The organism is Methylacidimicrobium sp. B4 (genome assembly GCF_017310545.1).
Classification (GTDB): domain Bacteria; phylum Verrucomicrobiota; class Verrucomicrobiia; order Methylacidiphilales; family Methylacidiphilaceae; genus Methylacidimicrobium.
In genome coordinates, this window is sequence record NZ_CP066203.1 from 749027 (window position 1) to 771013 (window position 21987).

The following is a 21987-nucleotide window of genomic DNA, read 5'->3' on the forward strand; positions in this document are numbered from 1 at the left end:
CTTTTCCGGCGCTCCCACGCTTTGCGATTTTCTGGCCGGGAGGTCGCTGCTAAGATCCCGGTTCCAATGACGGGCGATGGACAAGAGCCGGCACGGACCGGCCCTCCCCGGAAGAGACGATTTCTCCGGCGCCTCGTCCTGACGCTCGCGCCGCTGCTCCTCCTCCTCCTGCTGGTTTTCGCCGGCGGGCCCTGGGTCGGTCGGCGCATCCGAGCCAATACCGCCTTCCTCCTTACGGGGCTCGCCCGCCGCTTCGACCTTCCGCTCGACCTCGCCTCGGCGGACTGGCTGTCGCCAACCGCTTGCCATCTTCACGGCGTCTCGTTGGGAGACGTCGCCCTGATCTCCGATGTCGTGATTCGGTGGAGATGGGACGATCTCCTCCTGCGGCAGCGGCTGGCCTATGTCGAAATTCAGTCTCCGACGGTCTGGACTTCGGCCCTCATCTCCTTTCTCGAGCGAGCCTCGACGGGAGGAGGCCAACCGAACCGGTGGCTCCAGCTTTTCCCCCGACCTCGCCTCCAGATCGACACCGTCCGGGTGGCTCGGGCGACGATCAACATCGACCGCCTCGCCCCCCACCTGCCGCCCATCCCGCTCGCCTTGGGCTTTCATGACCAGCCGATCGAGCTCCACGACATCCCGGTTGCCGGGTTGAGCCAGGACGATCGCCTCTTAAGCATCGCCGCCGCACGGAATGTGACGATCTATTCTCCCTACGATCCGCTCTCCAAGATCCTCACGATCGGTGCGCTCCGCGTGAAGTTTTCCTGGCGCGGGCTCTCGGAGCACCGGATCGACCAGCTGGCGATCTTCCATCCGGTGCTCTATCTCGGACCCGATCTGTTCTGGTACGTGGAGCAGTTTCGCAAGGAGGAGGAGATCCGACGAAAGAGGGGGCGTGAACGGACCCTCGAACAGTGGAACGCCGACAAGGTGCTCGTTCGAGGAGGACAGTTCGTGATCAGCGCCTTTGGAGCGCCAGGAGTCGTCCTTCCGTTCCTCTTCGGCCTGACTTCCGCCAACGTTCCGCTCAACGACTGGACCCAGGCAAGCCTCAAGAACGAGATCGAGATCATGCCGGAACGAATCGATTATCCTTCCTACCATGTCGTCCTCGATGTGCGCCGAGGGCGCCTCTCCTTCAACCTGCCCCTGAGCGAAAGCAAGGCCAACAACCTCGTCCATACGATCTTCTTCCGTTCGGTGTCCTGGCGGGGGATCACGGCGACCGACGACTGGCTCGACATCACCTTCAACAGCAGCGGCATCTTCGGCCACTTCGGAGGGGAGCTCTACGGCGGATATGGGGATGGGGGATTCTCCGTCCTCTTCCAGAACGATTTCCCGTGGGACGGATGGATCCACCTGAGCGGCGTCTCCGTCGAGCCGATCGCCCGTCAGCTCACGAGCGACCGCTTCGCCCTTTCGCTCACGGGGACGGCGGGGGGACGCCTTCACCTCGATGCGCGGGGAACGAGCCTCCGGAGCGCGATCGGCTTTTTGACGCTCGACGGCCCGGGAAGGCTCGAGATGCGCGACATCGACTCTTTCCTCCAGCGCCTTCCTGCCGATTGGAGCCCGACCAAGCGGCAGCTGATCGAGATGCTCGCCCGATCCCTTCGCAGCTATGCCTACCATGTCGGCTTCCTCTCCCTTTCCTATGGTCTGCCGGAGAGCCGCCTCCGGCTGGAATTGCGCGGGCCCGAAGGGAAGAGGAACTTCACGATTCGCTGGCAGCAGGATCCTCGCTTGGGGAAACCGATCGCAAGCGGCTTGTCTCTCGAGCAAAATTCTGGTCAGGTGCCGGAGAACGCGCATGGAGAGTATCCTCCGATCTCCCCGTAGGGGATGGCTTCTTCTGGCCATCCCGCTTCTCCTGCTCGGCTGCTCTCCGACGGTGCGCGTCACGACTCCGGAGCCGGTGAGGATCAACGTCCACATGGGAGTCGTCGTCACGGAGAAGGAGAACACGCGCGCCGCGCCGGTCCCGCCCGAGGTCGCAGAGCGAAGGCGGCTCCGCTCGGGGGAGATCCAGGGATTGAAAAACGCGGGTGTAGTCGGAGAGGATCGCGACGGATTCCTGGCCGTCGTCAACCCTCCGGCGGATGCTGCCTACAAGCAGTATGCGGAACACGTCGTCCAGGAAGAGAACCGGGATCGCTTGAAGCTCTACATGGCGCAGACTAAATTGCAGGGAAAGCCCCTCGAAGAGATCCAGGACGAGTACGCGCGCCGCTGGGCCAGGCGCACCTTCCCGGGAGAGTATGTACAGCAGCCGGACGGAGCATGGATTCGCAAATAACGAATCGATGAGCTTCGCCCTCCGATCGGGTCTGGTCGCGCTATCCCTCCTTCTTGCCGCCCTCGCCGCTCCCCACCGGGCCCAAGCGCAAAGCGACCCCGAATATCCTCTTCCGGCCGCGGGGGAACCCTCGAGCCCCGCACCCGAGCAGGCCCCCTCGGAGACGCCTCTTCACCCGGTACAGATGGGCCCGGCCAACTCCCCCGCGCCCGGGCAGGTTCCCGGAGTCGGCGGCTCCCCCGCAACCGGCCGGGAGGCACCGTACGATCCGACGGGAGGACTGCGGGAGTTCCTCGAATCCCTGCCAGAGAAGCAGCGAAAAGGGATCGAGCACCGGCTCAACCGGAAGGCGACCCATGCGCTGGTCGGCAGGACCGACTCGCTCAGCGGGACCTACATCCTCGTCCACGAACGGCCTCCGCCCCCGAGGGCTCCCCTCGTCCATGCCTTCCTGTTGACTGGCGGAAAGGTTCAGCCGCTCTTCACCAGCGGCATTCCCTTCCGGGTACCCGCGAGCCTCCGCATCGCCCGGGAAGACAAGATGTCCCTGCTCCTTTCCTACATCTTCTTCCAGCAGGCCAACCGGGTTCCGCCGGTCCTCTCCCAGGAAGCACAGCCAACGGGCCCCTGATGCGGGGAAAAGATCGAGCCTCGTGGGGAAGGGCGGAGCTATTTTCCTTGATCCTGCGCGGGAATCGTTTCAATTGAGCAGGAACTCCGATGCGGTTCGTCGAGCGCCCGAAACGGCAACCCCTGATCAACCTGGTTTCGCTGATCGACATCTTGTCGATCGTGCTCCTCTTTTTCGTCGTGACGACGACCTTTCAGCGGGAGGAGCCCGCCGTGAAGATCGACTTGCCGGAATCGGCCCGGGCCAAGCCGGTTCGGGCGGACGTCCCGCGCATCCTCTACGTGACCGAGGAAGAAAAGGTTTTCCTCGACGACAAGCCGGTCGAGCCCAAGGAGCTGGGCCGGATCCTCAAAGAGACCCTCGCCAAATCTCCCGAGACGAAGATCGCCCTCAAGGCGAGCAAGAAGGCTCCTTTTGAGATCATCCTGCAGGTGATGGATGCCGCCAAGGTTGCCGGCATCACCAATCTGCCTACCTTTACCGTAGATCCCAAATCCACGCAGAGCCCCCAACCGTGATTCTCCCGATCGCTCTTTACGGCAACCCGGTCCTTCGCCAAGCCGGGGCGCCCGTTCGCCGCTTCGATCCGAATCTCCGCAAGTTCGCCGAAGAGATGCGCGAGACCATGGTCGCCCATCATGGAGTCGGGCTCGCCGCTCAGCAAGTGGGCAAGGCTCTGCTCTTTGCGGTCGTCGACATTACCGCGGCCAAGGCTGCCTCCACGATGGTCGTGGGCGGCATGCCGGTGCCGGTCGAAGAGCAGATGCCCCTCTTCCTGGCCAACCCCGTGCTCTCGCTGACGAAGTCGAAGGAGATCGGCAACGAGGGCTGCTTGAGCTTCCCCGGCCTCCGGATCGACGTTCCGCGCTCCCGGCGCGTCTCGGTCCGCGCACAGGATCTCCACGGGAAGCCCCTGGTCTTCGAGGCCAGCGGCTTTCTCGCCGTGGTCATCCAGCACGAGGTCGATCACCTCTATGGCAGGCTCTTCATCGACTATCTCAAGCCCGCGCAGCGAAAAGAGATCAAGGAGGAGCTCATCCGGATCCAGAAAGGACTGCCTGCGGGCACGCCAGACTGAGGGTGGCGCTCACCCTCAGCGCGGATCAGGATAGATCCTTGTCGCGGAGGAAGGCCTCGAGCTCCTCGGCGCCGAAGTCGGCAAGCACCTCGTCTCCCCATTCCATGGTCGGCGCGCGTGACTGGCCGGAAATCGCCTTCATCCGGCGATAGGCCTCCGAATTGCGCAGGACATCGAAACGGTCGTAGGAGATCCCATACCGCTGGAGCACGGCCTCCACTTCGACGCACCAAGGACAACCCGTTTTCACGTAGAGAGTGACTCGTTGCATGGATCAAAACAGCTTTACACTCACATTCATTTCCTTCGCCGAACTCGCTTTCCCTTCCGTCGCAGAGAGTCGTCGAGAACTCGGGAGAGAGGACGGTTCAGACGGCAAGCCGACCGAGGATCTCGGCGAGCGGCGCCTGCAGTCCGGTAAAGAACGGGCCGAACTCCCCATAACGGGCACTCACCGGATCGAAGCGCATCTCCGCCACGATCGCCTTCACATCAAAGGGGTCGTGGGCAAACAGGGTGACTCCCCACTCCCAGTCGTCCAATCCGGTCGAGCCCGTGACGTACTGGATCACTCGGCCAGCGTAGCGCCGACCGACCAGCGCGTGCCCTTGCATCAGCTCCTTCCTTTCCGCAAAGGGGAGAGCATACCAGTTGGCACCCGCCTCTCTCTTCTTGTTCATGGGATAGAAGGCGAAGAAGCGCCAGTCCGGCAGGGTCGGATAGAGGCGGACCTCGGTATAGCGGTGCATCCGCTCGCGAAAAGAGCCCATCTTCTCCTCGAACTCGGGCGAACCAGGGACGAGCCCCTCCTGAGAGGAGAGCTGATCGGCATGTTCCTCTTCGGAGGGGGTGTAGTCGGAGCGCTCGGTCATGGAGAAAAAGGAAAAGACCTTCTTCCACCCGTGGCGACCGAGCAGCGCGGCAAGGCGCTTCTCCCATCCGTGCAGCCGGTGGAGGTCCGGGGAGAAAAAGAGGAAGCCGAGGTCGGCCCTTCCGATCAGGGAAAGCGTCGCCGCTTGGCTGCGATCCGCCGCCCGGGCTTCGGTGACCAACGCCTCCAGGCCTCCGAGCAGCGTCTTGGACGACCCCGCCCCCGCAGCCTCTCCCGCCGCGAATTGATAAAAAAGATGCAGGACGAAAAGTCCCTCCTTTGGCTCGAGCTTCTCGATGGTTGCTTGGCTCACAACCCATGGATCTTTGCGGAAAACGGCGCAGAATGCCAATCGAAACTCTCTCCCGCCCCCCCCTCGCCGGCAGGAGCCCGTTGCAGGACATCGGCCCTTCTGGTATTGTTCGCAAGCAGCATGGACAGATCCCGCCAGGGCGGCCTACCCGATCCGGCTTTTCCCCACTTCGGCTCCCGAGGAGAGATCTCCCTTCCTCCCTGGGGACATCCTCCCCCGCCCGGCTCCGCAACCTCCCTGCCGCACGACACGGCACCGGAAGTCTCCGAAGCCCCGGGGCACGAGAGGGAGGCCCACTTGGTCCAGCCCCGGGTCCTCCACCGAGCCGAAGGGGAGGAAGAGGACGGGATCTACCCCCTCTCCGCAAAGGGGCTCGTCAAGCAGTTCGGCCACAGGCGCGTCGTCAACGGAGTCGATCTGCACATCGCACGGGGCGAGATCGTGGGCCTCCTGGGCCCCAACGGGGCTGGGAAGACGACCACCTTTTACATGCTCGTCGGCCTCATCCAGCCGACGCAGGGCGAGGTCTTCATCGACGGACAGAGGGTCACGCAGATGCCGATGCATCGGCGGGCGCGGAAGGGACTCGGCTACCTTCCGCAGGAAGAGTCGATCTTCCGCAAGCTGACCGTCGAGGAGAACCTGATGGCGATCCTGGACTTTCTCGACGTCGACGCCGAGGAGCGCGAGACCCGATGCGAGGCGCTCCTCGAGGACTTCGGCATCGCCCATCTCCGCCGGACCATGGCCCTGGCCCTGAGCGGCGGCGAAAAGCGACGGCTGACCATCGCCCGAGCCCTGGCAACGGCTCCGACGGTCCTTCTGCTCGACGAACCGTTCAGCGGTGTCGATCCGCTGGCGGTCGACGACCTGCAGCAGATCGTGCTCGGCCTGCGCAACCGGGGCTTGAGCGTGCTCATCAGCGACCACAACGTGCGGGAAACCCTCGCCATCGTCGATCGTGCCTACCTCGTCTGCGAGGGACGCGTGATGAGCCATGGATCGAGCGAGTTCCTGATCAACGATCCGGTGACCCGCGAGCTCTACCTCGGTCCCCGCTTCTCGATGTGAACGAGCCAGCACTCCTCTGGATATGGAGCCGGCTCGTTTCGGCCAAGATGGCCGACTGCTGGGTCGAGCGTCTCCACTTCCTCGGGGAGGGCAGGCTTGCCCTCCACCGTCTGGCGGGCCGCCCGACCGTCCGGCTGGAGGCCTACCTGCCCGACCTTTCCGCGGGCCACGATCTCCTCGCCCGGTACGGGGGAAAGCTTCGAAAGGTCCCCTCCGCGGGCTCGGTCCCCGCTCTACCGGGCAAGCCGATCCGCATCGGGGGAAAGCTCCGGATCCTGACGGAGACAGAAGCCGGCACCCCCGCCCATGACCCTTCCGGAAATCATCCCCTCTCTCTGGTCATTCCGGCGGGAATGGCCTTCGGCACCGGACGGCATGCCACGACCGGGATGCTCCTGAGGGAGATGGCCGCACTCCCCGATTGGCGGGGAAGCCGCGTGCTCGACATCGGAACCGGCAGCGGGATTTTGGCGCTGGCCGCCCGGCGCCTGGGAGCGACCCGCATCTGGGCGCTCGACACCGACCCCTCCGCCCTCGAGGTCGCCCGCCAGAACGAAGGGGCCAACTTTGCTGCAGCCGCCATCCGCTGGATCGAAGCCGATCTGGCCCGCTGGCGCTCCCGGGTGCGGTTCGAGCGGATCCTCGCCAACCTCTTCCTGATGCCCCTGCTGCAAGGAGCGGCCCGGCTCGCGGCCTGGCTCGCCCCCCAGGGCGTACTCCTGGTGAGCGGCCTGCTTCGGGAGCAGGCTCCGGAGGTCGAGGCGCGTTTCCGGGCAGAAGGTCTTTCCCTCCACAGGAGGAAACGCCGGGGCAACTGGATCATGCTCCGCTTCGGTGCGCCGGGGCATTGTCATTCGACGGGAGCCCCGCTACCTTGATCCGACCGTGATTGACTACGGAAAGCTCCTCAACGAAGAGCAGCGCCAGGCGGTAACCGCCGCTCCCGCGCCGATCCTGGTCGTGGCGGGGGCCGGCAGCGGAAAGACCCGGGCGCTCACCTACCGGGTCGCCTACCTCCTGGACAACGGCGTCGAGCCCTCCCGTATCCTTCTGGCCACCTTCACCAACAAGGCCGCCCGGCAGATGCTCGAGCGGGTCGCCCGACTGATTCCTCACGGGACCGAGGCGATCTGGGGCGGGACCTTCCACCATATTGCGCACCGGCTTCTCCGCCGCCACGCCTCGCTGGCGGGCTACGACCCGAGCTTCACGATCCTGGACCGCTCCGATTCGGCCGAGCTCCTGTCCGAATGCTACGAGGAGCTCAAGCTCTCCCGCAGCGAGCTCCACTTCCCGCGACGCGAGGGAGCCCTCGAGATCTTCGGGCTGGCGGCCAACCGGGAGATACCGCTGGAAACCCTGATCGCCGAGGAGTTTCCGCATTTCGCCGAGCGGACCGACCGCCTGATCGAGCTCGCACGCCTCTACCGCAAGCGCAAGCAGAAGGCATCGGCGGTCGACTACGACGACCTTCTCTCGGAAGCCGCCCGGCTCCTCCGCGAGCAGGAAGCGCTCCGGGAGGAATACCAGGACCACTTCCACCACATCCTCGTCGACGAATATCAGGATACAAGCCGGCTGCAGGCCGACTTCATCCACCTTTTGGCCTCCGGACACCGGCAGATCATGGCTGTCGGGGACGACGCCCAATCGATCTACTCCTGGCGCGGGGCCGACATCCGGAATATGCTCTCCTTTCCCGAGCGCTACCCCGACTCCCGGATCCTCTACCTGCGGGCCAACTATCGCAGCACCCCCGAAATTCTGTCCTTGGCCAACGCGGCCATCGCGGCGAACCGCTTTCAGTTCCCGAAGGAGCTCGCTCCGGTGCGGCAGGGCCAACGGCTCAAGCCCTCGGTCGTCTGCTGCCCGACCGCCAACGCGCAGGCCTCCTTCGTCGCCTCCCAGATCCAGGAGCTGCGAAGGGAGGGGATCCCGTGGAACGAGATCGCCATCCTCTATCGCGCGCATTTCCATGCCCTCGAGCTCCAGCTCGAGCTCACTCGGGCGGGCATCCCCTTCGCCATCACCAGCGGCCTCCGCTTCTTCGAGCAGGCCCACCTGAAAGACGTCGCCGCCTTCCTGCGGCTGGCAACCAACCCGCGCGACTCGGTCGCCTTTGCCCGGCTCGTCCGGATGTTCCCGGGAGTCGGGGAGAAGACCGCGGGGCGCCTCTGGGAAGAATTTTCCCGAACGGGGGACCTCGCCTCCGTCGCTCCGCCCAAGGCCTCGGCCACCCTATGGAAGGAGTGGGTCGCCCTCCAGCGGGAGATCGCCTCGCCCGAGCTACGGCGAGAGCCCGCAGCGCAAATCGAGAAGGTGATCCACACCTTCTATCGCACCTACGTCGAATCGCAGCATGCGGACGCCGCCCACCGGTTGGAGGACCTCTCCCAGCTCGTCTCGTTTGCCGCCGAGTTCCCCGATACCGAAAGCCTGCTCACCCAGCTCACCCTCTTGACCAACACCGATCGCTCCGACGCGCGGGAGGGGGTCCAGCTCTCCACCATCCACCAGGCCAAGGGCCTCGAATGGCGGGCGGTCTTCGTGATCATGCTGGCCGATGGCCTCTTCCCCTCGGGCCGCTCCGCCGAATCGCTCCTGGGGGAAGAGGAGGAACGCCGGCTCTTCTACGTGGCGACGACCCGCGCCCAGGATCATCTTTTCCTGGTCTATCCCCGCTACCGCGCCTCCCATTATGGGGAAAATTCGCTCCGCCCCTCGCGCTTCCTTGCGGAGATTCCCCGCGAGCTTTACAGCGATGTCCGCGCCTCGCGCACGGGATGAAGGCCGCGAGGAGAGGCGAAAAAAGCGTTTCGCGCGAAGGTGCTCCGATCGAGTAGGGTTGCACCACCGATCATGGCGTCCACCGATTTTGTTCACCTCCACGTCCACTCCGACTATAGCCTGCTCGACGCGACCTGTCGGATTCCGCGGCTCGCCCAGGCCGCGCGCGAGGCGGGCATGTCGGCGGTTGCCCTGACCGACCATGGCAACCTGTTCGGCGCCATTGAATTCTACAAGGCCTGCCGGTCAGCCGGGATCCAGCCGATCCTCGGATGCGAGGCCTACCTGGCTCGAGAGAGCCGTTTTGCCCGGACGGGCGGCCAATCCGAAACGAGCCACATGACCCTTCTGGTTCGGAACGAGGAGGGCTATCACAACCTCCTTCGCCTGGCGACCGCCGCCTACTTGGAGGGCTTTTACTACAAGCCCCGGATCGACAAGGAGCTTCTGCGTGAGCACGGGAAAGGGCTGATCGGGACGACCGGCTGCCTCAAGGGAGAGGTCCCGCAGCGCCTCCTCGAGGGAGACCTCGATGGCGCACGCCGGACGATCGAGACGCTCGCCTCCGGCTTCGAGCCCGGCTGCTTCTATCTCGAAATCCAGAACCACGGGCTGCCCGAGGAAGAGATCGTCCGGGATGGCCTCGCCCGGCTCTCCCGCGAGACGGGCCTTCCCCTGGTCGCCACCAACGACGTTCACTACCTGCACAAGGAGGATGCCGCCGCCCACGACGCGCTCCTCTGCATCGGGACCGGGGCCCGGCTGACCGATAGCGCGCGCAAGCGCTACGGGGCCCCCGAGTTCTACTTCAAGTCGGCCGAGGAGATGGCGAGCCTCTTCCCCGACCATCCCGAGGCCTTGGCCAACACGGTCCGGATCGCCGAGAGCTGCCGGCTCGAGATCCCGCTCGGAGCCAACCGCTACCCCTCCTTCCCCCCGCCCGAGGGCCAGAGCCAGGCGGGCTACCTGCGGGATCTCTGCGCAAGGGGCCTGGAGGCCCGCTACGGAAGCCCGAGCGAGGAGTTGCGGCGACGGCTCGACTACGAGCTCGGAGTGATCGAGAAGACCGGATTCGTCAGCTACTTTCTCATCGTCTGGGACTTCATCGACCACGCCAAGAGGCGGGGCATTCCCGTGGGGCCGGGCCGCGGAAGCGCGGCCGGCAGCCTAGTCGCCTATGCGCTCGGGATCACCGACATCGATCCGATCCGCTATGGGCTCGTCTTCGAGCGTTTCCTCAATCCGGAACGGATCTCCCCTCCGGATATCGACATCGACTTCTGCTATACCCGCCGTCCCGAGGTGATCGACTATGTCCGCAAGAAGTACGGCGAAGGCTCGGTCGCCCAGATCATCACTTTTGGCACGCTCGGAGCCAAGATGGCGGTGCGGGACGTCGCCCGCGTCCTCGGGCTCTCCTACGGGCAGGCCGATCGCCTGGCCAAGATGATCCCGACCGATCCCTCGATGACCCTGGAGCGGGCGCTGCGGGAGAGTGGCGACCTCCGTTCCGAGAGCGAGCACGACGAGGATGCGCGGGAGGTATTGCGGCTCGCCCAATGCCTGGAGGGATTGACGCGCCAGCCGGGTGTCCATGCCGCCGGGGTGGTGATCGCCCCCGCCGATCTCGTGGAGTTCGTCCCGCTCGCCCGGGGCGAGCAGGGCGAAACGGTCACCCAGTGGTCGATGGAGCCGCTCGCCGACATTGGCCTGCTCAAGATGGACTTCCTCGGGCTCAAGACGCTCACGGTGATCGCGGATGCGCTCGCGGCAATCCGGGAGCACACCGGCCTCCGGCTCGAACCGGGCTCCATCCCCCTCGACGACACCCTCACCTACGACTCGCTCTCCGCCGGAAGGACCGTGGGCATCTTCCAGCTCGAGTCTCCCGGCATGCTCGATCTCTGCCGCCGGCTCAAGCCGCGCAACATCGAGGATGTGATCGCGCTCGTGGCGCTCTACCGCCCGGGACCGATGGAGAACATTCCAGCCTACGCCGACCGGAAGCTCGGCAAGATCCCGATCGAGTATGCCCACCCCCTGCTCGAGCCGATCCTCAAGGACACCTACGGGGTGATGATCTACCAGGAGCAGGTCATGCAGGCGGCGAGCCTTCTCGCCGGCTACTCGCTCGGGCAGGCTGACCTCTTGCGGCGCGCCATGGGAAAGAAGAAGCCGGAGGAGATGCGCAAGCACCGGGACCTCTTCGTCCGCGGCTGCTGGGAAAGGAACCGGATTCCGGAAGAGCAGGCCGGAAGGATCTTCGACACGCTCGAAAAGTTCGCGGGCTACGGCTTCAACAAGGCCCACAGCGCCTGCTACGGGCTCCTCGCCTACCAGACCGCCTATCTGAAGGCCCACTACCCCGTCTATTTCCTGAGCGCCCTGCTCTCCAACGAAATGGGGGAGAGCGACAAGGTCGCCTCCCTGGTCGCTGAGGCGGCCCGGATGGGCATCCCCGTCCTCGGGCCAGACGTCAACCGGAGCGAGGCCCGCTTCACGGTCGAAGGCGGGGGAATCCGGTGGGGCCTGGCCGCGATCAAGAACGTCGGCGTCGGCATCGCGGAGGGTCTCGTCCAGGCGCGGAAGCAGAAGGCCTTCTCCTCCTTGGCCGATCTCTGCCTGCGCACGACCGGCAGGACGCTCAACCACAAGCTCTTGGAGAGCCTGATCAAGGCGGGGGCCTGCGACGGCTTCGGCCGCTCGCGCGCCCAGCTCTGCTCCGAGATCGACCTGTCCCTCTCCTCGGCGTCGACGGCGGCCCGGGAGCGAGCCGAGGGACAAGGGTCGCTCTTCGACCTTTCCGTCGCGCCGGCGCAGAATCGGGAGGAGATGGGGCTTCCCGAGTTTCCCACCTCGCAAAAGCTCCGTTTCGAGAAGGAGCTCCTGGGCGTCTATCTCTCGGGCCACCCGGTCGAGGAGTTCCGGAGCCAGCTCCGCCCCTTCCAGACTGCGGAGATCGGAGCCCTCTCCTCCCTTGCCGATGGCGCCCCGGTTCGGCTCGCCGGCATCGTCGGCCGCATCGAGGTGCGGACGTCGAGCCGCGACGGGCGTCCCTTCGCCCGGCTCCAGATTGAAGATTCGACGGGTTCGGTGGAAGCGATCGTCTTCCCCGATCTCTACGCCTCCCTTGCCAAGGGGTGGGAGCCGGGCGAGCTGGCGATCCTGGCGGGCACGGTTTCCCGGCGGGACAACGGGACGAGCGTGCGGACCACCGAGCTTCTGTCGCTGCCGGAGGCCTGCGAAGGGCTCGCCCAAGCCCTGCTCCTCCACCTCTCCCTCGACCGCTGGACCTCGGAACGCTGGCAGGAGCTGGCCGGCATTCTCCGGCAGTGGCCGGGAAGGCTCGCCGTGCGCCTCCATTGCCGGCGAGCCGACGGAGCCTGGGTCGAGATCGAGCCCTCGCGAAAATTTTTTGTCCAGGCGACGCCCCCGCTCCTCGCCGCCCTCGAGGAGCTGCTCGGCTCGGATGGGGTCGAGCTTCAGGTCTCCTCCCCCATTCCGAGGCGCGGCAGCTCCCGTCGGCGGAGCCGGGAGGAGCGGCCGAGCGCTTCCTCTCGTCCCGCCTCCTCTTCTTCTCTACATTCCTCTCCATGAATCCCATCTGCTCCGTCACCGTTTCGGCCGGCAGCCGCACCTATCCCGTCCGGATCGGCAGCGGCCTCCTGGAAGAGCTTGGACCCCGGCTTTCCTCCCACTACGCCCTGGGCGCGCGCCTCGCGCTGGTCGCCGACGCACGGCTGGGCTCCTACGCGGAAGCGGTCCGGAGCTCGCTCGCGAACGCGGGCTTTGAGCCCGCGGTGCTCTGGATTCCTTCGGGGGAAGGTTCGAAGAGCCTTTCTCAGCTTGGCCTCCTTCTGGAAGCGATGGCCGAGCACCGGATCGATCGGAAGGGGGCCCTGCTCGCCCTGGGCGGAGGGGTGGTCGGCGATCTCGCGGGCTTCGCGGCTTCGATCTTCCTCCGGGGGATCGCTCTCTTCCAGATCCCGACAACCCTCCTCTCGATGGTGGACAGCGCGGTCGGGGGAAAGACGGGGATCAACCTCCCCCAGGGGAAGAACCTGGTTGGAACCTTTTATCAGCCCTGGGAGGTCCTGGCCGATCTGCATACCCTCGCCACCCTTCCCGAGCGCGAGATCCGCGCCGGCCTGGCCGAAGTGATCAAGTACGGCATGATCGCCGATCCTTCGCTCCTCTCGACCCTCGAGGAGAGATCGCTCGATTGGGAGGCGATCGTCCGGCGGTCGGTGGAGATCAAGGCGGCGGTCGTCGGCGAGGACGAGCGGGAGACGGGCGGAAGGCGGGCGATTCTCAACTTCGGCCATACCATGGGCCACGCCCTCGAAGCCGCCCTCGCCTACGGAACGCTCGTCCACGGAGAAGCGGTCGGCCTCGGCATGCGGGTGGCGACCCTCCTCTCCCAGCGGCTCTGCGGGCTCCCCGAATCGGCGGGCGCCCTTCTCGACCGGCTGCTCGTCCGTCATGGCCTCCCCCGGGTCGTCCCGGGAGTTTCCCGGGCCCGGATTCGCGAGGCGCTGCTGGTCGACAAGAAGCGGGAGCGGGGAGTCAACCACTGGGTCCTGCTTCGCGCCCTGGGCGATCCGCTCATCACCCGCGTTCCCGAGGAAGAGGTCGACCAGGCTCTCGCCATCATCCTCGATCCGCCGGCATGACCCACCGCGAGGCGGTACTCCTCCTTCACCTGCTGCCGGAAATCGGCTCGGCTCGCGCCCGCCGGCTGATCGAGGCCTTCGGCTCCGCCGAAGCCGTCTTTGCCGCAGGGGAAGCCGCGCTCGCCCGCCTTCCCGGGATCGGGCCCAAGCTCGCTGCGGCAGTCGCCCGCGCCGATCCCGCCGCAGCCCAGAAGGAGAGGGCTCGCTGCCAGGCCCTGGGAATCGAGCTTCTCTTCCTTGGAGAGCCGGGCTATCCCGAGGCGCTCGCGGAGATCCCCGATCCTCCGCTTCTGCTCTACCTGCGCGGCGAGCGACCCGAGCGCTGGCTGCGCGGAGTCGGTGTCGTCGGGTCGCGCCGCACGAGCGTCTACGGAATCGAAGCGGCCCGTCGGCTCTCCTACCAGCTCGCCTATTCGGGCATTCCGGTGATTTCAGGACTCGCCCGCGGCATCGACACGGCCGCCCACATGGGAGCCTTGGCCGCTCAAGGATCGACCTGGGCCGTCCTCGGCTGCGGCATCGATCGCGTCTACCCTCCGGAAAACGAGGCGCTCGCCCGCCGGATCGAGCAGACCGGCTGCCTCTTGAGCGAGCTCCCGCTCGGCACCGCCCCCGCCCGTCATACCTTCCCGCAGCGCAACCGGCTCATCAGCGGCCTCTCCTCGGGAGTGGTCGTGATCGAGGCGCCGATGGCGAGCGGGGCGCTCCTCACCGCCCAGTGCGCTCTCGAGCAGGGCCGGCAGCTCTTCGCGGTCCCCGGCCGGATCGACAACCCCCTGGCCGCCGGCTCCAACCGGCTGATCCAGCAGGGAGCCAAGCTCGTGACCGAAGCCGGGGACATCGTCTCGGAGCTGGCCCTCTGGCTCCCGGCGGCTCCCGTAGCCCGGGAGCGCCCCCTCCCCCCCTCCCTGACCGAGGAAGAGCGAGCGGTCTTTGCCGCACTCGGCCTGGACGAGAGCCTCTTTGATGCGATTGTCGCCAGAACAGGTTTGCCATCGCCGACCGTCTCTTCTACGTTGCTGCGACTCGAAATGAAGCGGCTCGTCCGCCGGCTGCCGGGAAACGCCTTCGTGCGTGTCGCCTAGCGGAGCGCCAGGCACCCGGCTCGCAAACCCAGAGGAAAACCCGCGGAAGAAAGGCGCGTCATTCGAAAAGGCATGGCCAAGACTCTGATCATCGCCGAAAAGCCGAGCGTGGCCGCGGATCTCGCCTCGGCCATCGGCGGATTCCCCTCCGGTCGCCATGATGTCTACGAAAACGATCGCTACCTCATCTCCTCGGCGATCGGCCACCTGGTCGAGCTCTGCCGACCCGGCGACATGGACGAGAAGCACAAGGAGTGGTCGCTCGAGCATCTCCCGATCCTCCCCTCCGCCTTCCAGCTACGACCGATCACCCAGACCAAGCAGCGGCTCGATCTGCTCCTCCGGCTGCTCCGGAGGAGCGACGTCGAACGGATCATCAACGCCTGCGATGCGGGAAGAGAAGGCGAGCTCATCTTCCGCTACCTGATCGACTATGCTCGCGTCCAGAAGCCGGTCGACCGCCTCTGGCTCCAGTCGATGACCCCGGAGGCGATCCGCCAAGCCCTGAACCATCTTCGCCCTCAGGCGGAGATGGAGCCTCTGGCCCAGGCGGCGCTCTGCCGCTCCGAAAGCGACTGGCTCATTGGCATCAACGGCACCCGCGCACTGACCGCCCTCCACTCGAGACCCGGTGGCTTTGCTCTCACCCCGGTCGGAAGGGTGCAGACGCCAACCCTGGCGATTGTCGTCGGGCGGGACCGGGAGATTCAGGATTTCCGTCCCCGCGACTATTGGGAGCTTCACGGGACCTTTCAAGCCGCTACGGGCTCCTACACCGGACGCTGGTTCGATCCTGCGATCGCCGCCTCCAGGAGAAGAGCCGAGGCCTCGGAGGAGAGACCGGAGCGGATCTGGGAAGAGGCGCGGGCCCGGGCAATCCGGGAGCGCTGCCTCGGGAAGAGCGGGCCCGTCACCGAGGAGCGGAAGGTCCTTCTCCAAGCCGCTCCCCCCCTCTTCGACCTCACCTCCCTCCAGCGGGAGGCCAACGGACGCTTCGGCTTCAGTGCCAAGCGGACCCTTCAGATCGCCCAGGCTCTCTACGAGACCCACAAGGCCCTCACCTACCCGAGAACCGACTCCCGCCATCTTCCCGAGGACTACCGGGCGACTGTCCGCGGCGTCGTGGAAAAGCTCGCGCAGCTCTGGGAGGGCTCGGCCCGCACGATCCTCGAGAAGGGCTGGATCCAGCCCAACAAGAGGATCTTCGATAACGCCAAGGTCTCCGACCACTTTGCGATCATCCCGACGGGAACCCTGCCGGGCGGGCTCGATCCGGCCGAGCGGAGGATCTACGATCTTGTGTGCAAACGCTTCCTGGGTGTCTTCTACCCGCCGGCCCGCTTCGAGGCGGTCACCCGGATCACCGTGATCGAGGGAGAGAGCTTCCGAACCGAGGGAAAGATCCTGCGCGATCCGGGCTGGCTCTCCGTCCACGGGAGAGAGGCCGTGGCGGAGAGGGGCGGGGAGGGAGAGGCCAACCTCGCTCCCATCCCCGATGGGGCGATGGCCCGGGCGGAAGCGCTGGAAGTCGTCGGGCTCTCGACCAAGCCTCCCCCCCATTTCACCGAGGCCACCCTTCTCTCGGCGATGGAAAACGCCGGAAAGCTCGTGGAAGAGGAGCAGCTCCGGGAGGCCATGGCCAAGAAGGGCCTCGGGACGCCCGCCACCCGGGCGGCCATCATCGAAGGCCTCGTCCAGGAAGAATATCTGCGCCGGCAGGCCCGCGAGCTTCTCGCGACTCCGAAGGCCTTCGCCCTCTTCGAGCTCCTGCAGGCCGCAGGAATCCCCGTCCTCTCCTCCCCCGAGATGACGGGCGACTGGGAGTGGAAGCTCCAGCAGATCGAGCGAGGCACCTTCACCCGGTCCCGCTTCATGGAGGAGATCTGTCGACTCACCCGCCAGATCGTCGACGATGCGCGCCGCTTCGGCTCGGCCGATGCCTACGCGAAACCGATGGAGGCTGAGGGACCGGACGGCTCTCCCCTCGTCGAGACGCTCTACGACTATCGTTCGTCGAGCGGCTTCCGGATTCCCAAGTTTCTCGCGAGCCGGCCGCTCTCCCGGGAAGAGGTGACCACACTCGTCCGGCAGGGCGAGATCGGCCCCCTCTCGGGCTTCCGGAGCCGCTCGGGCCAGCCGTTCTCGGCTCGGCTCAAGCTCGGGCCCGAGGGGAAGGTGACCTTCGTCTTTTCCCAAGAGAGCTCCGAAGGAGCATCCCGGCAGATCATCAATGAGGAACCGGTCGGCTCTTGTCCCGTCGACGGAGGAAGCGTCTTTGAGACCGCCACCGCCTACGCCTGCGAGCATGCCCTCAAGGAAGCTCCTGGCTGCTCTTTCCGGATCGGCAAGCAGATCCTGAGCCGGGAGATCTCCCGCGAGGAGGTCGCCCAGCTCCTCCGGGAGCGGAAGACCGCACTCCTTTCGGGCTTCCTCTCTCGAAAGACCAAGCGCCGCTTCTCAGCCTTCCTCGAGCTCAAGGAAGGAGGGAAGATCGGCTTCGCCTTCGAGAAGCGCTCCCCCTCCTCCGCTCCGAAAGAGGGCTCCCGCCGGTCCGGCGGCGGCGCGAAGGCAGCGCCCGCCCGGGCCAAGAAGGCCGCGAAGAAAAAATCCTCTTCCCGGGCGCGCGGGAAGACCGAGAAGAAGTAGCCGCTGCAGTCCCAAGCCTCCCTGGATGGTCGAATCCCGCTTGCGCTCGAGCCGGGCCTTTTGCCAAACTGTCCTCGTCGTCGGCTTCCGCCGCATCACACCAACCATCCACCGGGAGACTTCGTCCCATCATGACCCCCCTCTCCGCCGAAAGACTGGAAAAGCTCGACTCCTATTGGCGTGCGACCAACTACCTGGCCGCGGCGCAATTCTACCTCAAGGAGAACCCGCTTCTCCGGGAGCCGCTCCGACCCGAGCATCTCAAGCCGCGGATCCGTGGCCACTGGGGCTCCGCTCCCGGCCTCAACCTCATCTACGTCCATCTCAACCGGCTGATCCAGGATACGGGCGCCCGATTCCTCTTTCTCACCGGCCCGGGCCACTGCGCCTCGGCCATCTTGGCCAACGTCTACCTGGAAGGCACCTACTCGGAATTCTTCCCCGAGATCACCCATGACTTGGCGGGCCTCACCCGCTTCTGCCGGCAGTTCTCCTCGCCGGGAGGCGTGCCGAGCCATGTGAGCGCGATGACCCCGGGCTCGATCCACGAAGGGGGAGAGCTCGGCTACTCCATGCTCCATGCTTTTGGGGCGGTCTTCGACCGGCCGGAGCTCATCGCGGTCGCCGTCGTGAGCGATGGCGAGGCGGAAACAGGCCCTCTTTCCGGAAGCTGGCAGTCGATCCACTTCCTCAACCCGAAGCGGGACGGGGCGGTCCTGCCGATCCTTCACATCAACGACGGCAAGCTCTCCGGCCCCACGATCTTCGGCCGGATGGAGGACGAGGAGCTCCGCCTGCTCTTCTCGGGCTTTGGCTACCAGGTGCTTACGGTCGCCGGCTCCGATCCCGCGAAGGTGCATCCCGAGTTGGCGCAGGCCCTCGACCAAGCCTACGAGCAGATCCGCTCCTTCCAAAAGGAGGCTCAGGAGAGCGGCGTCAAGGGACGTCCGCGATGGCCCTTGATCCTGTTGCGCACCCCGGATGGGTGGACGGGCCCCAAGATGGTGGACGGCGTTCCCCTGGAGGGCACTTGGCGGGCCCATCGCTCTCCCTTGATGGACGCAGGCGAGAATCCCGAGCATCTCCGACTCCTGGAAGGCTGGCTGCGCAGCTACAAGCCCGAGGAGCTCTTCGAGGAGAGCGGACGGCTCCGGTCCGAGCTCGAGGCGCTCGCGCCCAAAGGCGATCTCCGGATGGGGGCCAGCCCCTACGCCAACGGGGGGAAGCTCCTGGTCGAGCTCGACCTGCCCGATTTCGCCAACTATGCGGTCTCGATCAAGCCGCGCGGGGCGGTCGACGCGGAAGCCACCCGGGTGGCGGGGAGCTTCGTCCGCGACGTCATCCGACGCAACCCCAACAACTTCCGTGTCTTCTGCCCCGACGAGACCGATTCGAACCGGCTCGGGGCGGTCTTCGAGGTGACCGACCGCTGCCTGGTCTCCAAGGTCTTGCCCGGAGATGACCATCTCTCTCCCGACGGGAGGGTCATGGAAATCCTGAGCGAGCACGCCTGCGAGGGCTGGCTCGAAGGCTATCTCTGGACCGGGCGCCATGGCCTCCTGGTCTCCTATGAGGCCTTTGCCACCGTCCTCGATTCGATGGCGAGCCAGCATGCGAAGTGGCTCAAGCTCTACAAGGAGATCCCTTGGCGCCACCCGGTCGCTTCACTCAACTACCTGCTCACCTCCCACGTCTGGCGGCAGGAGTATGACGGCTACACCCACCAGGGACCCGGGTTCATCGACACGCTGATCAACAAGAAGGGCGACGTCGTCCGGATCTACCTTCCGCCTGACGCAAACACGCTCCTCTCGACCCTCGACCACTGCTTGCGCAGCCGCCACTACGTCAACCTGATCATCGCCGAGAAGCAGCCGGCGCTCCAATGGCTGAGCCTCGAGGAGGCCCGGGCCCATTGCGCCCGCGGCGCCGGCATCTGGGACTGGGCGGGGAACGATGGGGGCGACCCCGACATCGTCCTCGGCTGCGCGGGCGACGTTCCGACCCTGGAGGCGGTGGCAGCCTCCTGGCTGCTCCAGACCCACATTCCCGAGCTCCGGGTCCGGGTCGTGAACGTCGTCGACCTGATGTCCCTGTCGCCTCCGGCCTACCATCCGCACGGGATGGATACCCAGGACTTCGTCAACCTCTTCACCGAAGAGAAAGAGGTGATCTTCGCCTTCCACGGCTACCGGCGGATGGTTCACGACCTCGTGCACGGCCGGCCCAACCCGGCGCGCTTCCATGTGCGGGGCTACGTCGAGGAGGGGACGACGACGACCTCCTTCGACATGGTCGTCCTCAACGAGATGAGCCGGTACCATCTGGCCATCGAGGCTCTTCGCCGCGTCCCCCGCCTGGCTTCCCGCGCCCAGCCGGTCATCGATCTCTTCGAGAAGAAGCTGGCGGAGCACCGCATCTACGTGAAGAGCCATCTCGACGACCTTCCCGAGATCCAGAATTGGACCTGGAGCGCCCCGCACCCGGCAATCGGATAGGGAAGAGGCGGAGGGGGCGATTCCAGCCGGCGATTCCCGGCCTCCTCCTCGTCCTCCTCTGCTGGCCCGCCGCGGGCCGGGCGTGGACGGAGCCACCGAAGAGCGCGCGGGGGCTGCACGAACGGGCCGTCCGGGTCTTCGGCCCGCTCACGCCGGCAGAAACCGCCCTTCTGTCGGCGGTGCCAGCCGGGCTGCCGGCACGGATCGGCTCGACCGTTCCCCCATGGCTTCCCCGCAATCCCCAGAGCCTTCCTCCGGGGGAGCTCCGCCGGACGATTCGCGCCGAGATCATCCGCTGGCTCCTCCTGAATCGAACCGCGCGGGGCTTTCTCACCCAGCGCGGGATCGAGATCGATGGAGCCAGGATCTGGGGGCCAGTCTACCTCTCCTATCTCCGGATCGCCGTTCCGCTCCGCCTTCGCCACTGCTTCCTCCACTACCCGGTGGATATCCTCCACTTGACCATCCCGGCGCTCTCCTTCGCCGGATGCGCCGGGAGCGCGATCTACGGAGAGCGGCTTGTGGTCTCCGGCGACGTCGACCTCCGCGGCCTTCAGGCTTCGGAGGAAGTACGGCTTGGAGGCCTCCGCGTCGGCGGGAACTTCGATGCTTCGCAGGCGCGCTTCACCTATCGCCGCCCCTGCGCCCTCTTTCTGGAAGATGGTCGAATCGACGGTTCGCTCTCCCTGCGCGACAGCTCGTTTCTCCAGACCGGGGCGATCCTCCGCCGCCTCCGGGTTCGAGGCAGCGCCGACCTCCGCGAGATCCACCGTGGACCAGAGAGCAAGTTCGATCTGCGCCAGATGAGGGTCGGCGGCCGGTTCCTGGGATCCCAATTCCTCCGACGGGACTGAGGCGCTCCATTCCCCGGCACCGGCTAGTAATAGAAGCGGAACATCAGGTCCCAGGCATGGTGGAAGATGGCCGGCTCGGTCACCGCGATCTCGTAGCCCACGCCGAGCACCACCATGTAGCGCGTGCCGGGGATCGGAACGTAGCCGATTTCCAGCTCGGGCATGAGGACGACCTGCGTCTCCCCGGAATAGGGGCCATTGGCCCAGTACGTGGAAAAGACCTCCAGCGTCGGCCAAAGATAGGTGAGCCAGTTGTACTGCATGGCTACCCGGAGCGAGGCGGGAGTCCCCAGCTCCGAGGAGAGGCCGGTCGGGATCGCGACATCGACCCCGCTCTGGATGTCGAAATGACCCCAGCCTTTGCCGACCACAAAAAAGGGATCAAAGATCCAGGCACCCGTGCTGACCGGCATGGGCCCGATCGGTGCCTCGGTCAGCAGAATGACGCTCACCGCGTAGTTGCCGTTCTCCTCGTTGGCGGAAGCGATCCGGTACTTGAGGAAGGCCGCGGCATCTCCAAACCCGTTCGTCCCCGGTCCTCCCACATTGGTGGCGTACATCGGCGGGCTGAGCGCCAAGGCCAGGTTGTCGCCGAGGATATTCTTGATTCCGGTGAACGGAGCCGCGTACTGCGTCGCCTGGATCCCCCCCGGGGATTGCTGCCAGCCCTGCGAGTATTGCATATACTCCTCCAACCTCGGGGTTTGGGTCACCATGGCCGCGGGCCAGATCGGCTGCTCCTGGGAACGGGCGATCTCGGAATGCGTGAGCCAGCGATCGATCCAGAAGTGCGGCCCCAATCGGACGGGCCCGGCGGAGGCGGAGCTCGCCCTGCCGGAGGCGGCCCCCGGGTTTCCATCCTCGGCCGCCTCCAGCCAGTTCCCCAGATATTGGCGGCGACTCGCTCCCTCCACGTCCGCCCATCCTGGCCGCGCGTCGAGGAGCCAGAGCAAGCCGACCAGCCCGACGACCACCGCCGGCCAAGGGCTCGGCACCGAGGCAAGGATCGTCCGCCGGCCGAACGGTCGGCCGCCAGGCTGGGTAGCGCGCAGGAGAGTTGCCACGAGAGCAGTTGCCACGAGCAAGAGAGCAAAAAAGGAGCGCTCAGGCGAGCCCCCTTCCTCCGCGAGGAGCCTTTCCCGGACAGGAAGAGGCTCCCTGCCGGCTGCCCAGCT

17 protein-coding genes are annotated in these 21987 nt (G+C 66.0%); 14 read left to right on the plus strand and 3 right to left on the minus strand.

Annotated features, from left to right (window positions below; translation table 11 throughout):
- Positions 1-66: 66 nt before the first annotated feature.
- From MacB4_RS03660 to def, 5 genes are all read left to right on the plus strand, one after another.
- Positions 67-1848 carry a hypothetical protein gene (locus MacB4_RS03660; protein WP_206864497.1) on the plus strand — a complete coding sequence of 594 codons (1782 nt, stop codon included), beginning with the start codon at positions 67-69 and terminating at the stop codon, positions 1846-1848.
- Positions 1820-2305 carry a YdbL family protein gene (locus tag MacB4_RS03665; protein WP_206864498.1) on the plus strand — a complete coding sequence of 162 codons (486 nt, stop codon included), beginning with the start codon at positions 1820-1822 and terminating at the stop codon, positions 2303-2305. The genes MacB4_RS03660 and MacB4_RS03665 overlap by 29 nt, the downstream gene beginning before the upstream one ends.
- 7 nt (positions 2306-2312) lie before the next feature.
- On the plus strand, positions 2313-2936 hold the full coding sequence (locus tag MacB4_RS03670; RefSeq protein ID WP_206864499.1) for a hypothetical protein: 624 nt from the start codon (positions 2313-2315) through the stop codon (positions 2934-2936).
- Positions 2937-3025: 89 nt separating this feature from the next.
- On the plus strand, positions 3026-3454 hold the full coding sequence (locus MacB4_RS03675; RefSeq protein ID WP_206864500.1) for a biopolymer transporter ExbD: 429 nt from the start codon (positions 3026-3028) through the stop codon (positions 3452-3454).
- Positions 3451-4014, plus strand: a complete 564-nt coding sequence (def, locus tag MacB4_RS03680) for a peptide deformylase (RefSeq protein ID WP_206864501.1) — start codon at positions 3451-3453, stop codon at positions 4012-4014. The genes MacB4_RS03675 and def overlap by 4 nt, the downstream gene beginning before the upstream one ends.
- Before the next feature lie 25 nt (positions 4015-4039).
- On the opposite strand, the gene MacB4_RS03685 is transcribed toward def, so the two are convergent.
- Together MacB4_RS03685 and MacB4_RS03690 are read right to left on the minus strand one after the other, a co-directional pair.
- The gene (locus MacB4_RS03685; RefSeq protein WP_206864502.1) at positions 4040-4285 is read right to left on the minus strand and encodes a glutaredoxin family protein; all 246 of its coding nucleotides are present in this window, start codon (positions 4283-4285) and stop codon (positions 4040-4042) included.
- A gap of 97 nt (positions 4286-4382) precedes the next feature.
- A complete protein-coding gene (locus MacB4_RS03690; protein ID WP_242529309.1) occupies positions 4383-5198 on the minus strand; it encodes a chlorite dismutase family protein in 816 nt (271 codons plus the stop codon).
- Positions 5199-5318: 120 nt separating this feature from the next.
- On the opposite strand from MacB4_RS03690, the gene lptB reads away from it, so the two are divergent.
- The 9 genes from lptB to MacB4_RS03735 all read left to right on the plus strand — a co-directional run bounded on the left by lptB (position 5319) and on the right by MacB4_RS03735 (position 20812).
- Positions 5319-6269: an LPS export ABC transporter ATP-binding protein gene (lptB, locus tag MacB4_RS03695; RefSeq protein ID WP_242529310.1), complete on the plus strand. Its 951-nt coding sequence runs from the start codon at positions 5319-5321 to the stop codon at positions 6267-6269.
- A complete protein-coding gene (locus MacB4_RS03700; protein WP_206864503.1) occupies positions 6266-7147 on the plus strand; it encodes a 50S ribosomal protein L11 methyltransferase in 882 nt (293 codons plus the stop codon). The genes lptB and MacB4_RS03700 overlap by 4 nt, the downstream gene beginning before the upstream one ends.
- Entirely contained in the window at positions 7104-9056 is a 1953-nt protein-coding gene (locus MacB4_RS03705) for an ATP-dependent helicase (RefSeq protein ID WP_242529311.1), read from the plus strand. Before MacB4_RS03700 ends, MacB4_RS03705 begins: the two co-directional genes overlap by 44 nt.
- Positions 9057-9128: 72 nt before the next feature.
- A complete protein-coding gene (gene dnaE, locus MacB4_RS03710; RefSeq protein ID WP_206864504.1) occupies positions 9129-12653 on the plus strand; it encodes a DNA polymerase III subunit alpha in 3525 nt (1174 codons plus the stop codon).
- Positions 12650-13729, plus strand: coding sequence for a 3-dehydroquinate synthase (gene aroB, locus MacB4_RS03715; RefSeq protein WP_206864505.1), 1080 nt, complete (start codon positions 12650-12652; stop codon positions 13727-13729). The genes dnaE and aroB overlap by 4 nt, the downstream gene beginning before the upstream one ends.
- On the plus strand, positions 13726-14814 hold the full coding sequence (gene dprA, locus MacB4_RS03720; protein ID WP_206864506.1) for a DNA-processing protein DprA: 1089 nt from the start codon (positions 13726-13728) through the stop codon (positions 14812-14814). Before aroB ends, dprA begins: the two co-directional genes overlap by 4 nt.
- 72 nt (positions 14815-14886) lie before the next feature.
- Positions 14887-17460 (plus strand): DNA topoisomerase III, encoded by a 2574-nt coding sequence (locus tag MacB4_RS03725; protein WP_206864507.1) that lies wholly within the window; start codon positions 14887-14889, stop codon positions 17458-17460.
- 131 nt (positions 17461-17591) lie between these two features.
- Positions 17592-19958 (plus strand): phosphoketolase, encoded by a 2367-nt coding sequence (locus MacB4_RS03730; protein WP_206864508.1) that lies wholly within the window; start codon positions 17592-17594, stop codon positions 19956-19958.
- Entirely contained in the window at positions 19922-20812 is an 891-nt protein-coding gene (locus tag MacB4_RS03735) for a hypothetical protein (protein WP_206864509.1), read from the plus strand. Before MacB4_RS03730 ends, MacB4_RS03735 begins: the two co-directional genes overlap by 37 nt.
- A gap of 23 nt (positions 20813-20835) precedes the next feature.
- Here the strand turns inward: MacB4_RS03735 and MacB4_RS03740 are convergent, their stop codons facing one another.
- Positions 20836-21891 carry a hypothetical protein gene (locus MacB4_RS03740; RefSeq protein ID WP_206864510.1) on the minus strand — a complete coding sequence of 352 codons (1056 nt, stop codon included), beginning with the start codon at positions 21889-21891 and terminating at the stop codon, positions 20836-20838.
- Positions 21892-21987 lie beyond the last annotated feature (96 nt).

Bases quoted from the DNA above. Each gene is read 5' to 3' on its own strand.
- MacB4_RS03685 (WP_206864502.1), bottom strand. From the start codon at position 4,285: ATGCAACGAGTCACTCTCTACGTGAAAACGGGTTGTCCTTGGTGCGTC.
- MacB4_RS03665 (WP_206864498.1), top strand. From the start codon at position 1,820: ATGGAGAGTATCCTCCGATCTCCCCGTAGGGGATGGCTTCTTCTGGCC.
- aroB (WP_206864505.1), top strand. From the start codon at position 12,650: ATGAATCCCATCTGCTCCGTCACCGTTTCGGCCGGCAGCCGCACCTAT.
- MacB4_RS03675 (WP_206864500.1), top strand. From the start codon at position 3,026: ATGCGGTTCGTCGAGCGCCCGAAACGGCAACCCCTGATCAACCTGGTT.
- dnaE (WP_206864504.1), top strand. From the start codon at position 9,129: ATGGCGTCCACCGATTTTGTTCACCTCCACGTCCACTCCGACTATAGC.
- dprA (WP_206864506.1), top strand. From the start codon at position 13,726: ATGACCCACCGCGAGGCGGTACTCCTCCTTCACCTGCTGCCGGAAATC.
- MacB4_RS03730 (WP_206864508.1), top strand. From the start codon at position 17,592: ATGACCCCCCTCTCCGCCGAAAGACTGGAAAAGCTCGACTCCTATTGG.
- lptB (WP_242529310.1), top strand. From the start codon at position 5,319: ATGGACAGATCCCGCCAGGGCGGCCTACCCGATCCGGCTTTTCCCCAC.
- MacB4_RS03660 (WP_206864497.1), top strand. From the start codon at position 67: ATGACGGGCGATGGACAAGAGCCGGCACGGACCGGCCCTCCCCGGAAG.
- MacB4_RS03670 (WP_206864499.1), top strand. From the start codon at position 2,313: ATGAGCTTCGCCCTCCGATCGGGTCTGGTCGCGCTATCCCTCCTTCTT.
- MacB4_RS03725 (WP_206864507.1), top strand. From the start codon at position 14,887: ATGGCCAAGACTCTGATCATCGCCGAAAAGCCGAGCGTGGCCGCGGAT.